This window comes from Deltaproteobacteria bacterium (genome assembly GCA_016213065.1).
GTDB lineage: Bacteria > UBA10199 > UBA10199 > SPLOWO2-01-44-7 > SPLOWO2-01-44-7 > JACRBV01.
Map to the genome: position 1 here is coordinate 1 of JACRBV010000079.1, position 12,969 is coordinate 12,969.

Annotated in this window: 15 protein-coding genes, 1 tRNA gene and 1 pseudogene; 3 read left to right on the forward strand and 14 right to left on the reverse strand. The window is 46.8% G+C overall.

The features are described 5' to 3' along the window. A partial coding sequence (locus HY877_04830) for a DNA damage-inducible protein D (GenBank protein ID MBI5299602.1) occupies window positions 1-525 on the forward strand: 525 nt, incomplete at its 5' end. Window positions 526-537: 12 nt separating this feature from the next. Here the strand turns inward: HY877_04830 and purH are convergent. From purH to HY877_04860, 6 genes are all read right to left on the reverse strand, one after another. Further along, window positions 538-2,037, reverse strand: coding sequence for a bifunctional phosphoribosylaminoimidazolecarboxamide formyltransferase/IMP cyclohydrolase (gene purH, locus HY877_04835; GenBank protein ID MBI5299603.1), 1,500 nt, complete (start codon window positions 2,035-2,037; stop codon window positions 538-540). A gap of 1 nt (window position 2,038) precedes the next feature. Beyond that, window positions 2,039-3,400: an MCE family protein gene (locus tag HY877_04840; GenBank protein ID MBI5299604.1), complete on the reverse strand. Its 1,362-nt coding sequence runs from the start codon at window positions 3,398-3,400 to the stop codon at window positions 2,039-2,041. After that, window positions 3,400-4,131 (reverse strand): ABC transporter ATP-binding protein, encoded by a 732-nt coding sequence (locus tag HY877_04845; protein MBI5299605.1) that lies wholly within the window; start codon window positions 4,129-4,131, stop codon window positions 3,400-3,402. Before HY877_04845 ends, HY877_04840 begins: the two co-directional genes overlap by 1 nt. 172 nt (window positions 4,132-4,303) lie before the next feature. Then, window positions 4,304-5,089, reverse strand: coding sequence for an ABC transporter permease (locus HY877_04850; GenBank protein ID MBI5299606.1), 786 nt, complete (start codon window positions 5,087-5,089; stop codon window positions 4,304-4,306). After that, complete coding sequence (gene alr, locus HY877_04855; protein MBI5299607.1) at window positions 5,086-6,285, reverse strand: alanine racemase; 1,200 nt, start codon at window positions 6,283-6,285, stop codon at window positions 5,086-5,088. Before alr ends, HY877_04850 begins: the two co-directional genes overlap by 4 nt. A gap of 167 nt (window positions 6,286-6,452) precedes the next feature. Further along, window positions 6,453-6,529 (reverse strand) — tRNA-Met (locus HY877_04860). Between HY877_04860 and HY877_04865 the strand changes: the two genes are divergently transcribed. After that, window positions 6,493-6,762 carry a 50S ribosomal protein L11 methyltransferase gene (locus tag HY877_04865; GenBank protein MBI5299608.1) on the forward strand — a complete coding sequence of 90 codons (270 nt, stop codon included), beginning with the start codon at window positions 6,493-6,495 and terminating at the stop codon, window positions 6,760-6,762. The genes HY877_04860 and HY877_04865 overlap by 37 nt on opposite strands. A gap of 22 nt (window positions 6,763-6,784) precedes the next feature. On the opposite strand, the gene HY877_04870 is transcribed toward HY877_04865, so the two are convergent. Together HY877_04870 and HY877_04875 are read right to left on the reverse strand one after the other, a co-directional pair. Continuing rightward, complete coding sequence (locus HY877_04870; GenBank protein ID MBI5299609.1) at window positions 6,785-7,072, reverse strand: putative addiction module antidote protein; 288 nt, start codon at window positions 7,070-7,072, stop codon at window positions 6,785-6,787. After that, window positions 7,069-7,398 carry a type II toxin-antitoxin system RelE/ParE family toxin gene (locus HY877_04875; GenBank protein ID MBI5299610.1) on the reverse strand — a complete coding sequence of 110 codons (330 nt, stop codon included), beginning with the start codon at window positions 7,396-7,398 and terminating at the stop codon, window positions 7,069-7,071. Before HY877_04875 ends, HY877_04870 begins: the two co-directional genes overlap by 4 nt. A gap of 103 nt (window positions 7,399-7,501) precedes the next feature. On the opposite strand from HY877_04875, the gene HY877_04880 reads away from it, so the two are divergent. Continuing rightward, on the forward strand, window positions 7,502-8,467 hold the full coding sequence (locus HY877_04880) for a 50S ribosomal protein L11 methyltransferase (GenBank protein MBI5299611.1): 966 nt from the start codon (window positions 7,502-7,504) through the stop codon (window positions 8,465-8,467). Here the strand turns inward: HY877_04880 and scpB are convergent. The 6 genes and pseudogenes from scpB to HY877_04910 form a co-directional block, all read right to left on the reverse strand. Beyond that, window positions 8,444-9,235 (reverse strand): SMC-Scp complex subunit ScpB, encoded by a 792-nt coding sequence (gene scpB / locus HY877_04885; GenBank protein MBI5299612.1) that lies wholly within the window; start codon window positions 9,233-9,235, stop codon window positions 8,444-8,446. The genes HY877_04880 and scpB overlap by 24 nt on opposite strands. A gap of 137 nt (window positions 9,236-9,372) precedes the next feature. Continuing rightward, window positions 9,373-10,194 (reverse strand): segregation/condensation protein A, encoded by an 822-nt coding sequence (locus HY877_04890; GenBank protein ID MBI5299613.1) that lies wholly within the window; start codon window positions 10,192-10,194, stop codon window positions 9,373-9,375. 3 nt (window positions 10,195-10,197) lie between these two features. After that, a complete protein-coding gene (gene trpS, locus HY877_04895; GenBank protein MBI5299614.1) occupies window positions 10,198-11,184 on the reverse strand; it encodes a tryptophan--tRNA ligase in 987 nt (328 codons plus the stop codon). A 176-nt stretch (window positions 11,185-11,360) separates the two neighbouring features. Then, window positions 11,361-11,573: a hypothetical protein gene (locus HY877_04900; GenBank protein MBI5299615.1), complete on the reverse strand. Its 213-nt coding sequence runs from the start codon at window positions 11,571-11,573 to the stop codon at window positions 11,361-11,363. Then, window positions 11,570-12,025, reverse strand: a complete 456-nt coding sequence (locus HY877_04905) for a site-2 protease family protein (protein ID MBI5299616.1) — start codon at window positions 12,023-12,025, stop codon at window positions 11,570-11,572. Before HY877_04905 ends, HY877_04900 begins: the two co-directional genes overlap by 4 nt. Window positions 12,026-12,212: 187 nt before the next feature. Further along, a pseudogene (locus HY877_04910) lies at window positions 12,213-12,773 on the reverse strand (amidophosphoribosyltransferase). Window positions 12,774-12,969 lie beyond the last annotated feature (196 nt).

The window sequence follows — 12,969 nt, forward strand, 5'->3', positions numbered from 1 at the left end:
GCCCAAACCTATTTTGCCGTACAGACGCGACGGATCGAGTTGATAGAGAAGCGTCTCTCCGACCAGGAAAGGCTGACGGCGCGCCAAAAGCTCTCCCTTTCCGAGAAAGAACTTTCCGGCCTTATCTTCGAGCGTATGGGCGACAATAGCGGGTTTGCCCGTATTCGCAGTAAAGGGGATCAAGCCCTCTTTGGCGGGTATACGACGCAACAAATGAAAAACAAGTTGGGTATTCCAGAACCCAGACCTCTGGCAGATTTTTTACCCACCATCACAATCAAAGCAAAAGATTTCGCCAATGAGATTACCCAATTCAATGTGGTACGCGATAATTTGAAAAATGAAGTAGTCATCGGCGGTGAGCACGTAAAAAATAATCGGGAAGTGCGGGAACTGCTTGGCCGCAATAATATTCGACCCGAAAACCTCCCGCCCGCCGAAGATATTAAAAAGGTAGTGCACAAGCTTGCTTCTGAAGGAAAGAAATTGTCAAAGACAACCCGGAAACTCAAAGACAAAACATGAATACGCCTGAAACTAATGTCTGAAATGGCGTATGCCGGTGAAGACCATGGCTAGATTGTGTTTGTCTGCGCTGGCAATGACTTCGGCATCTTTGATGGAACCGCCGGGTTGAATGACGGCGGTGGCTCCTGTTTTAGCGATCTCCTCGATATTATCTGGAAACGGAAAAAAAGCGTCGGAGGCTACAACGGTTCCTTTTAAACTTTCTTTTGCTTTCATTATAGCCACTTTAACCGAATCGACGCGACTTGTCTGACCCGCTCCAATTGCGGCAATCCGGTCTTCAAAACCAAACACAATGGCATTCGACTTTACATGTTTTACTACTTTCCACGCAAATTGAAGGGCCTGCATTTCTTTCTCCGTCGGCGCCCGTTTTGTTTTGATCTCCCACTTGGAACTTTCTTCGGCAATAATGTCGGCAGTCTGAGTCAACTCTCCTCCACCCGCGCTCCGCATCGTTTGCTGGGGCACAACATCAAACCGTGTTTTCAAAAGTCGTAAATTCTTTTTATGGGAGAAAATTTCCAGAGCCTCTTTTGAAAAATCAGGGGCGAGAATCACTTCGAGAAAAATTCCGGTGAGAGACACGGCCGTGTCGGCATCAATTGGCTTGTTGCAAGCCACAATGCCGCCGAATGCGGAAGTAGGATCACAAGACAGAGCCTTTTCAAAAGCGATTTTAAGTGACTTTTCAGACAGGGCAACCCCGCAAGGATTGGTGTGTTTGATGATGGCACAAACAAAATTTTGATTTTTGATTTTTGATTTTTGGAATTCCCAAATTATCCACCAAGCGGCATCGGCATCCACGATATTATTATAGGAAAGTTCTTTGCCTTGAAGCGGCGCCTCCCAAAGTGCTTCGTTTGGAGATACGCGCCAGAGGGCTTTTTGGTGGGGGTTTTCACCGTAACGTAACTGGCTAACGCCGGTCTTTGGTCCTTGGTCCATCGTCCATAGTCCCGGGCAGTTAGCAATCGCGGCATCATATTTTGCCGTTCTCGCGAATACTTTTCCAGCCAGCTCCTTCCGCAGTTCCAACGATGGTTTTCCGTTTTCAAAAGCTTTCAAAACACGATTGTAATCTCCCGTATCCGTCACCACTGTTACATTCTCAAAATTTTTCGCGGCGGCGCGTAGCATGGTGGGACCGCCAACGTCAATGTTTTCAATTCCGGGCGCGCTTTCAAAGGGATAAAGATTGACCACCACAAGATCAATAAACGGAATGTCAAGATCGCGCAGAATTTTTTGATCTTCTGTCTCGTTTTTTCTTGCCAGAATACCGGCATGAATTTTTGGATGGAGTGTTTTTACGCGGCCCCCCAAAATCTCAGGAAAGCCGGTGTAGTCGGAAACGCCCTGAACAGAAATGCCGCAGTCTTTCAGAAAAGCGGCGGTTTTGCCTGTTGAAATAATCTGGAAATGAAGTTGAATTAGACTGCGCGCGAAATTTTCGAGTCCTGTTTTGTCATAAACACTGATCAGGGCCAACCGGGTTTCAGACATGTTACTTCCCACCTACTTTTGCAAACCCCAAAAGACTCTTGACGTCTTCATCAATCAACTGAAAGCCACCCCCGAAAAAATAATCGGTCGGCTGGGTTTGGTTGAGCGGATCATCCATGCCCCCCACCAGATAGAAGGATTTGGTCATGTTCATTTGACCCAACAATTTCAGGTGAGGTTCCTGATTGAATTTGGTCTGAAAATCAAACGCGCTGAATTGAAGAGCCAAAGGACCTTTATTATAATCCAGTCCAACGCCACCCCGTGATTCGATCACCCCGCCGCGAATTGTGAAGTCGTAAAATTTCTTCGCCAATTCCGCAGAATAACGCAAACTGGTTCTGGACCTGCTCGCCGTCTGGGTGGTTACGGTGGTTGTCGTCCCTCCCACGGTGATATCGGAAACGGTGGTGCCGCGACTGGGGCTTGGATCGTTGTCCGACACCAGTTCAAAAATCACCCCTTCATCCGGCGTTGGATTCAAACCAACATGAAAATAGTTTTTAAAATCTTTTGTGCCGGTCAGATATTCCGTATGATAACCGAACCCAAGCTCCCATGTTTTGTAACCCCCCAGCGCATCATTCAAACTGTCAACGGCTGTGTTCAGTTTTTCAACTGTTTCCGGATCGTTCACGAGCTTGCCGATGGTCCCGCGCCCCTCATCAATTTTTCTTGAGATGGAAGCAAAACTTTCCATCGAATCGTTGATATTCCCTTTGTTATTTTGAACAACGTTTTTCAGTTCATGCGTCAGGTCTGCCAAATTGGTAATGATCCGGTCCAGATTTTGTTCGTTGCGAGCTGAAAGATCGCGCATCACCTGCACAAAGTCGTTGAGATTCGTTACCGTCTTGGCAATTTCTCCGCCCTCTTTTTCATTCGTCCATTGTTTAAAGGTGGAGGTAATATCCTTCACGTCACCCGCGATGTCATTGAACTGGTTGACCATGCTGTTGACATCGCCGCCTCCCTGCGTTTGCGCGCAAAAGGAACCGCTCTTGATCGGAGAAAGACTTGCATCACCCGGGAAAATCTCTATGAAAGCCTCTCCAAGAAAACCCCTCGTCTTCAAAAAACAGTGTGTATTTTGGGTGAGGTGGATGTCTTTGTTGACCTCCATGGTAATTTGCGCCTTGCCATCCGGGGTCAGACCCAATTTTTTGACGAGCCCCACTTTGACACCGGCGATCTCAACCGTCGCACGAGGATAAATACCGGTGGCATTGTTGAAAATACCGATCAGCTCCATCCCTCCACCCGAAATGACAGATTGATCCCCCACGCGAATGGTCGCAAAAACAAGAATCACAACGGCAATGGCGGCAAAGAGACCGACTTTAACTTCGACAGGCAGTTTCACTATTTTCCCTCTCCCTTCCGAATAAATTCCTGTACTACTTCATGGGAGGATTTCCGAAACGTATTGGGTTCCCCCGCTTCAATAATCTCTCCTTGGTATATCATCGCAATCTGATCGGCAATACGAAAAGAGGACGGAATGTCATGGCTGATCACAATCGATGTAATTTTAAGTTTTCTTTGCATTTCCAGAATCAGGTTGTCAATGGCTTCTGTCATGATGGGATCCAGACCGGTGGTCGGTTCGTCATACAAAATAATCTCGGGCTCCAGCGCGATGGCCCTTGCAAGCCCCACTCTTTTTCGCATGCCTCCCGAAAGATCCGACGGCATTTTCGTCTCTATCTCTTTGAGCCCCACCAGATTTAATTTCTCCAGCACAATGCGCCGGATGGATGCTTCATCCAGATCGGTGTGCTCCCTTAACGGAAAAGCTACGTTTTCAAAAACATTCATCGAGTCAAACAGAGCGGCATGCTGAAAAAGCATTCCAAACCGTTCCCTCAATTTGTTTTGTTTCACACGATCCAGAGCATTCATATCGACTCCGTCAATGGAAACTCTGCCCCGATCGGGTTTCAAAAGACCGATGATGTGGCGAAGTAAAACCGTCTTGCCGCAACCGGAGGGCCCAATAATAACGGTAATCTTGTTCTCGGGAATTTGAAGATTGATTCCCTTCAGAACTTCAAAACTGTTAAATGATTTGTAAAGATCCGCAATTTTAATCATATTGGGATACCTCTTTTGTCATCCTGAGCGAAGCGAAGGATCTCACTGTCGCCATGGGATTCTTTGCGGAGTTTACCCTGAGTCCAAGTAGATTCTTCGCTTCGCTCAGAATGACAAGCGCGAAGGGCTCAGAATGACAAACGAGGTTATCCATTAGTTTTTAAAGGTCCTATTAAAAATTATGACTGCTGTAATATTCGAGAATCCATGTTGTTAAAAAATAATCGGTAATCAACACCGTCACGGAAGAAGCGACGACAGCGCCGGTTGTTGCGCGCCCAACTCCTTCCGCTCCTCCTTTGGTCAGGAAACCTTTGTAGCAACTGATCATCGCGATAAAAAATCCGAAAAACGCCGACTTGATGAGACCGCCGTTGATGTCTTCGGGATCCACATACCAATAAAGGTGGTGAAGAAAAGGGCCGGCGGGAATATCCAGAAGCGTGGTCCCCACGGCGTAGGCTCCCACAATGCCTACGAAATTAAAAATAATCGTGAGCAGGGGAAGCATGAGAATACACCCAAGTACGCGTGGAACGACCAGATATTGCAGGGGATCCACCGCCATGGTTTGAAGGGCATCGATCTGTTCGGAAACACGCATGGTTCCGATTTCAGCGGCCATGGCCGAACAAACACGGGCTGTTACCATCAGCGCGGTGAAAACAGGACCAATTTCCCTTGTTAAAGCCAAACCGACCGTGGAACCAACCAAATTTTGCATCCGAAACAGAGAAAATGTTTTTCCGGTTTGCAGGGCAAAAACCATGCCGGTAAAAAGTCCCGTCAACATGATGATGGGAATCGATTGAACTCCGATAAACTCCAGTTGTTTGAAAAAATTATTGAAACGAAAGGGTGGACGCACCGCCCACTCCAGCGATTCCCATGTAAAGCGACACCAGCGCCCCAGAGGAACAAAAAATTTCAAAACCCATTTGGTAAAATTCTTTGTCATTTGTCAAGGTCCGCCTCAGGCGGACCGCGAAGCAAATCCGAAGGATTTGCGGAGTCAAAAAAATAGATTCTGGGAATGCGTTTGGAGAGACGGCAAACAATTTCGTAGGGAATGGTCCCCGCCCATTCTGCCAGTTCATCGGCACTGATTTGTGCCTCTGTACTGCCGCCCAACAACACCACATCACTCCCCACTTTTGCTTCGGGTAAATCGGTCAAATCGACAAGAATCATATCCATAGTAACGCGCCCCAAAACTTTCACCCGTTTTCCGTCTACCAAAACTTCTCCCTTGTTGGAGGCCGACCACGGATAACCGTCGGCGTAACCAACCGGAATGAGACCGATACAAGAAGAGCGCGTTGTCGTAAAGGTGCAACTGTAACTAATTTTTGTTCCCGACGGCACATGTTTGACCAACGCAATTTTACTTTTCAGAGACAACACGGGTTTGAGATCGGCGCGGCCGGCAAACTCAGGATACGGTGGAATCCCATAGAGCATAATGCCCGGGCGCACCCAATATTGAAAACTTTTCGAAAAATGGATGGGCTCGCCTGAAAGGACGGAGGCCGAGTTCGCGATGTGCAAAATGGGAAACGGCCCCAACATTTCTTTGACTTGATCGACCATCCCTTCGAAAAGATGGGTTTGATATTCCGTGTATTCCGGATTTTGGCGCCACGCAAGATGGGTCATCACCCCTTCGAGTTGAAGGGACGTGGCATTTTTTAATTTTTCCAAAAGATTGGAAAGGGATTGCAACGTAATCCCTAAACGACTCATGCCCGTATCCAATTTGAGATGAATGACAATCTGAACTCCCTGTTTTTTCGCGAGTGCGTCGAGAAGATCAACGACTCCGGCACTGTGCACCACCGGTGTCAGACAATATTGAAGCATCGCTTTGGCCACCTCTTCTCCCGACCCAAGCAGTCCCCCCATCACCAAAATTTTTGTTTTAATCCCCGCTTCGCGAAGCTCAATCCCCTCTTCCACCGTGGCCACACCAAGACAGACAGCACCGCAAGATGCAAATGTTTTGGCAACGGGAATGGCTCCATGACCGTAGGCGTCCGCTTTGACCATCGGCAAAACACCAATCTGTTTCGGAATTTTTTTTACAACCTCATGATAATTGTGTTTCAAAGCGTCAAGATCAATCACAGCATGTGTGGGACGGAAAAACGGTGTCATATTATTGAAGGCATGTTTTTAATAATGCCGCGTAAAATTAGCAATGATACAAAAAATCCCCATCTTTCGATGGGGATTTGAAATAAGGAAGCCGCCGTAAACGGCGGTCTATTGCAACTATCGCGGCAGTTTTCCTTGGTCCACTGGACCAAGTTTTCCTGCCTTGTTGGTAGCGGGGGTTGGATTTGAACCAACGGCCTTCAGGTTATGAGCCTGACGAGCTACCGGGCTGCTCTACCCCGCAATAAATTTAATTTTCAAAGACGGGACGTATCTAGTTTAAATGCCCACCTCTGTCAACTGACCAAATCATCTCTGTGGACCAAATTATTTCGAATTTGTCATTTCAATAAATTATTGGTCATTCGTCCCGGCATAGCTTTTGGGACGGGTCGTCATGAATCCACTCAGCTTTGCGCACAGGGCATCCAATCGCTGGAAAACCCGGAGACGAAAAACAGATTTTGCTCCGTCTAAAAAACGGGTTTTTTTTATTTGTTTAAGCGGCCTTTGTTTTCAATCTTAGTCCGATAGCGGCAAGCAAAGAAAAGACAGAGTAGATTTCAGGATTTCCCTCTTTGGAAAGCATCCGATATAAGCTGGGCCGATTTAAATCTGTCTTCTTAGCAATTTCACCCATGCCGTAGGCATCGGCTACGTCTCTAAGGGCGGCTAGAAATAATTTGGGGTTATTTTCTTCCAAGACAGCGTTGAGATATTCTGCCGCTTCCTCGGGATCTTTCAAGGATTCAATCAAATAATCATGGTATGGCTTTGTTTTTCTCATGACGCTCTCCATTCCGCCCAATACTCATGGGCAAGTTTAATGTCCTTGAACTGGTTGCTCTTATCACCGCCGCACAACAGGATAACCAACCGCTGACCTTCCATTCCAAAATAAATCCGGTATCCGGGACCGAAATGGATTTTCATCTCATAAACCCCTTGGCCCACGGTATTGTATTCCCCCAGATTCCCCAGCTCGACATATCTCAATCTCTTATTGACCTGCGCCCGGCCTTTAATGTCTCTCAAGGATTCCAACCAGTCTCTAAAAGGCATTTTGCCCTTTGCCGTGACATAAAATTCAACTTTCTTTGGTATCGCTTCCACGAAAAGAATTGTCCCTTATAAACGACAATATGTCAACAGGTATTTTAAAGTCATTGCAACAAATCGCTGTGAATCTTTTTAAAAAAAATCTAAGGTGGTGGCCATGAAAACCACCGAATATTATCTCATCACTCTTGAAATTTCTGTTGGGGAGTTGGATGTTGTGGAGGGCCTGCTTTATCTGGAGGGGATGGAGGGAATTGAAGAAACGGCAACAACTGCTTCAAGAATTACCCTTCAGGCTTTTTTTAAAAAAGGTCCCCAACCTCTTGAAAATTTTCTGGAACATCTCCGGCAAATTCTCCCTTCTGAAACTACTTTAAAGGGATCCGTTTTCAAAAGAGATGCAACCTCTTTTAAAAGTGTTGTTTTTGATCCGCTGGAATTGATTCCCAATGTCTGGATTCTTCCGCCGCCTGATATGTCCCCTATTCCTTCTCAACTCAAAGGTGAAATGATTATTATTCGCCCCGGCATGGCTTTTGGGACGGGTCGCCATGAATCCACTCAACTTTGCGCACAGGGCATCCAATCGCTGGAAAACCCGGAGACGAAAACTTTGCTCGATGTGGGAACGGGAAGTGGAATTTTGGCAATCTTCGCTACCAAAAGAGGATTCAAAAAAGTGGATGCGGTTGAAATTGATCCGGATGCGCGTATCAACACCCGTGAAAATTTTGAACTCAACAACATAAAGAGTGTAGTGGAAAATGCGGGTCCTGCCAGAAGCAAAAGGTGCGTCTCCCCGAAAAGGGGGCCCTCGCACCCTTTGCTTCTGTCACCCGCATTTTCCACCACATCCATGAAATCAATTCAGCTCTTTGAGGACATCAACGCCGTGAAAAATAAATATGATGTGATTACCGCAAACATCGACCCACCAACACTTTCTCTCCTGCATGATGCTTTAATAAATCACCTAAATCCAAACGGAGAGCTGATCTTATCCGGAATTACGGAAGCTCAAATTATCGAATCTCGATTCGGTCATCTAAAGCAAACCCGGAAAATTCAGATCAACGAATGGATTTGCTATCACTTCAAGTTACTCAGTCGTGGGAGTGTCTAGTGGAGATACTGTGGCCACCGCTTCTTCTGTCGCTTCCGCCGTTGCAGGTGCGGCTTCTTCTTTTGGGAACATTTCTTTTTCGAGTTTCTTTAAATTGGTAAGACGCGTTTCCAGATCAACGAGTGCTTCTTCTTCGTTGATCGCCTCTTCACCTGAAAATTGAGCCAGTGGTTGATCGACAAAATCGGTTTCTTCTGTTATGGGAAGTTCTCCCTGAACCGGCGCCTGCTGATTTTCCACCAACTGTTCAATTTCTTTCATCGAAGGAAGTTCGGACAAATTATTCAAATGAAATAATTCAAGAAAGGCCGGAGTGGTTCCGTAAATGAGGGGCTGACCCGCTTCTTCCCTGCGTCCCATAATTTTGATCAACCCACGCTCCAGCAAAGTTTTGAGCACACCACCCGAATCAACGCCACGAATCTGCTCCAACTCCGAACGCACCGCGGGTTGACGATAAGCAATAACGGCAAGCGTTTCCAAGGCCGCCTGACTCAAAGATCTTGGTTTGGAAACATTGAGTTTCAAAACCCAGTTGGCCAAATCAGGTTTGGTGATGAATTGATAACCCCCCGCCACCTCACGCAAAAAAAGTCCCTTGGTTGGGTTTTCATTATAATCCTGTTTTAATTCTTGGAGTACCGCATCGATCTCTCCTTTTTCAACACCGGCTTCCTGCAACAGAAGACTCAAACCCGAAACGGTGATTGGATCTTCAGAAGCAAAAATCAAAGCTTCGAGAACCGGTTTCAATTCATGTTTTTCCATATTTTCTCCTTAATATTTCTAGCTTGTCATCCCCGAATGTTTTAATCGGGGATCCAGTCATTATTGAAACGGGCTGGATTCCCGCGCCTGCCCCGTACTACGATACGGGGTTCGCGGGAATGACAGAGCAAGCACCTTTATAAAGCAGGGACATTATCTTCAATGAGTTTAATATTTTCGTCTTGTGACAAAGTCTCCATTGCCTTCGTGAGAAAAATAGAACCGAAACGACCTTCCTGATGGACACGAATCATTTTCAAACGGGTCATTTCCAACAGCGAAATAAATGTGATGACGACATCGTAACGCGTAATTTCTTCGGGAAGAAGTTCCGAAAGACGAAGTGTTTCTTTTCCCTGAAACATATCGATAATCTGATAAATCCGGTCGCTGATACCAATGCGGTCCACCGCCACCTCATGGTACATTTTTTTGGGCAATCTTTTTAAAATATCAGAAAAGGCGTTCATGAGCTGAAAAACTTCACCTTGAATTGGCGTTTCTTTTTCATCGGTCGCATCTGTTTTTGGTGCGGGATGCGTGAAAACATTTCTGCCCAGCATAGGTTTTGCGCTCAACTTTTGCGCCGCCATTTTGAAACGCTGATATTCCATGAGGCGACGGGCCAGCTCTGCGCGCGGATCAAGTCCCTCTTCTTCTTCCATCTCGGTTTGCGTGGGCAAAAGCATTCGCGATTTAATCAACATCAACTCCGCCGCCATCGTCAAAAACTCGCCGGCCAGATCGATGTTGAGTTCGCGCATTGTTTCCAGATATTTGAGATACTCTCCGGTGATGAAGGAGATTGGGATGTCATAAACATCCAGATCATTTTTCCGGATGAGATAGAGCAGAAGATCCAAAGGACCTTCAAACTCCGGCAAGTTAACTTTATAGTCTGGTATCAATTCCATTTTTATTCCGTGTCCATAGTCTATGGTCCATAGTCTATGGTCCATAGTCTATAGTCCGTATTTAATGCCCAACGCCTCTTGAACCTCTTCCATGGTGGCTTGTGCTACCTTGCGCGCCCTCTTGGATCCTTCGGCAATTATTTCAAAAAGTTGCTTCTCTTTGCCGTCCCAGTAAGCCTTTTTTTCACGGAATTCCTTGAAATATTCAACCGCATTTTTGGCCATCGCTTTCTTGCATTCCACGCAACCGATCCCCGCTGTGCGACACCCTTTATCAGACCACGCTATCGTCTCTTTATCACTGACCAATTTATGGTAATCAAAGACGGTGCAGACATCAGGGTTTCCTTTATCGGTACGACGTTTGCGGGCTGGATCGGTCAAAGTTTGCATTGCCTTGGCCGCAATCTCTTCGGGAGAATCATCTAATAGCAATGCGTTTCCGTAACTCTTACTCATTTTGCGACGATCCATGCCGGGCACTCTGGGGGATTGTGTTAAAAGAGGTTGAGGCTCCACAAAAACCTCTTTGCCCGTCAAAAAATGGAACCGTCGAACCAACTCCCGTGTAAATTCGAGATGAGAGACCTGATCTTCTCCTACGGGCACCTTGTTTGCCTTGTACAAAAGAATGTCGGAAGACTGCAAAACAGGATAACCCAAAAAACCGTAGGTATTCAGATCTTTATCCACCAATTCTTGGCGCATTTCTTTATAGGTGGGAACCCGTTCAAGCCAACCCAACGGAGTCATCATCGAGAGTAAAAGATGAAGTTCGGCGTGTTCCGGAACCAGCGATTGCAAAAAAAGATTCTCCGGTTTGACTCCGCCAGCCAAAATATCTTTTGCCACTTCTTTGACCCATGTTTTGATTTTTTGGGTGTTGGCGTATTCGGTGGTGAGGCTGTGCCAGTCGGCGATAAAATAAAAACAGTCGTAATTTTTCTGAAGCTCGACCCAATTTTGAAGAACACCAAAATAGTGTCCCCAATGCAATTTTCCTGTAGGCCGGATGCCGGCTAAAATTCGGTTCATAGTTATTTATAAGTATGGTGAAAAAGTTGTGTGAGGGGGTTTCGGGGTTTCGCGCAGGCAATTTTAACAAACGGGATATAAAGCCAAAATTGCCGAGCGATAAGCGGGCCCGACGGGACGACCCGTCGGGAACCGCGGCCCCGAAACCCCCTCACACAACTTTTTCACCACTCCTTTTATGGTAACAAAATACTGGCGAGCAATTTAACAGGGATCATTACATAACGCAACATTCCTGACACAAACAAAAACAATAAAAGAATGACACTGTAACGACTGAACTGGTCATACGATGGAACCATGCGCTCGGGCAAAAGACCGCGTATCACGGAACCTCCATCGAGCGGAAAAACGGGAATCAGATTAAAAATGGCGAGGGCCAGATTCAAAAAACTCCCATCTGACAGATCATAAAGAGGACGCGCAAAACATCGCCCAAAAGATTTCCATCTTGCAAATGTTCCTCACCTATATGCGGCAAACCGATCAGAAGAAACCGCAAAAAAAAGGCAAAGAGACAGGCCAAAATAAAATTGCTGACCGGACCCGCCAAAGCCACCCAAAAATTTCCGCGCCGGGGGTCTTTGAAATGATAAGGATTAACCGGAACCGGTTTTCCCCATCCAATTAGGGGAGCGCCCGTCATCAACGCCATCAATGGAAGAAAAACGGTTCCAAGAAGATCCATATGCGGAATGGGATTTAAGGTGATACGTCCCATCAACCGCGCGGTGTCATCGCCAAGTTTGTCTGCAATCAAGGCGTGAGCCGCTTCATGAAAAGACAGACAAAAAAGAAGAAGAGGATAAAAAAGGACGATGTCAGCGAGAGGTAGATGCATGATAGGCTTTGCGCGCCATGGCGGCGATATCAGGACTGTCGGGAAGGTCAACGGTGTAGTTACCCGTAAAACACGCATCACAAAACTCTTCTATTTCAGGGGCGGGCAAAGCCCCCTCCACCGGCAAAGCCGGCGGAGCCTTCCCCTCACGCTCGCTCTGCTCGCTGGTTTTTTTCTGAAACCAGCGGAGGCCTTCGTAACTTAAAAATCCGAGACTGTCCGCCGTGATGAATTTTCGCATCTCTTCGATGCTTTTGCGCGCGGCAATCAGTTCCTCTCTTGTGGGGGTATCGATTCCATAAAAACAGGGCCATGAAATCGGCGGACTGGAAATGCGCATATGCACTTCTTTTGCGCCTCCCCTCTCCCGGATCATCTTCACAATTTTCATGCAGGTGGTGCCGCGCACAATGGAGTCATCCACCACAACTATTTTTTTTCCTTCAAGCAGTTCGCGAATTGGGTTGAGTTTGATTTTCACACCAAAATGGCGAATTGCATTTTCGGGTTCGATGAATGTTCTACCGACGTAATGATTGCGAATAAGACCCATTTGAAAAGAAATGCCCGACTCTTCGGCATAACCGATAGCGGCTGGAACACCGGAATCGGGAACTGGAATTACAATGTCGGCAGGGATGGGATGTTCCTTGGCCAGTTGTCTTCCAAAACCTTTGCGCATCTCGTAAACATCACGCCCGAAAATATGAGAATCGGGTCTCGCAAAATAGATGAATTCAAAAATGCAGTGGGCGTTTATAGGGGCAGGCAAAGCCCCCTCCGCCGGCAAAGCCGTCGGAGCCTCCCCCTCAACGCCGCGTTGCGGCTGTTCCCGCGCCCCATCGACATGTCTCAGAGAACGGCTTCCATGGGTGTCAAGGCCCGGCTTTGCCGGGCCGCGAAGCAAACTCGAAGAGTTTGCGGAGTCTATATTGAGCACCAAC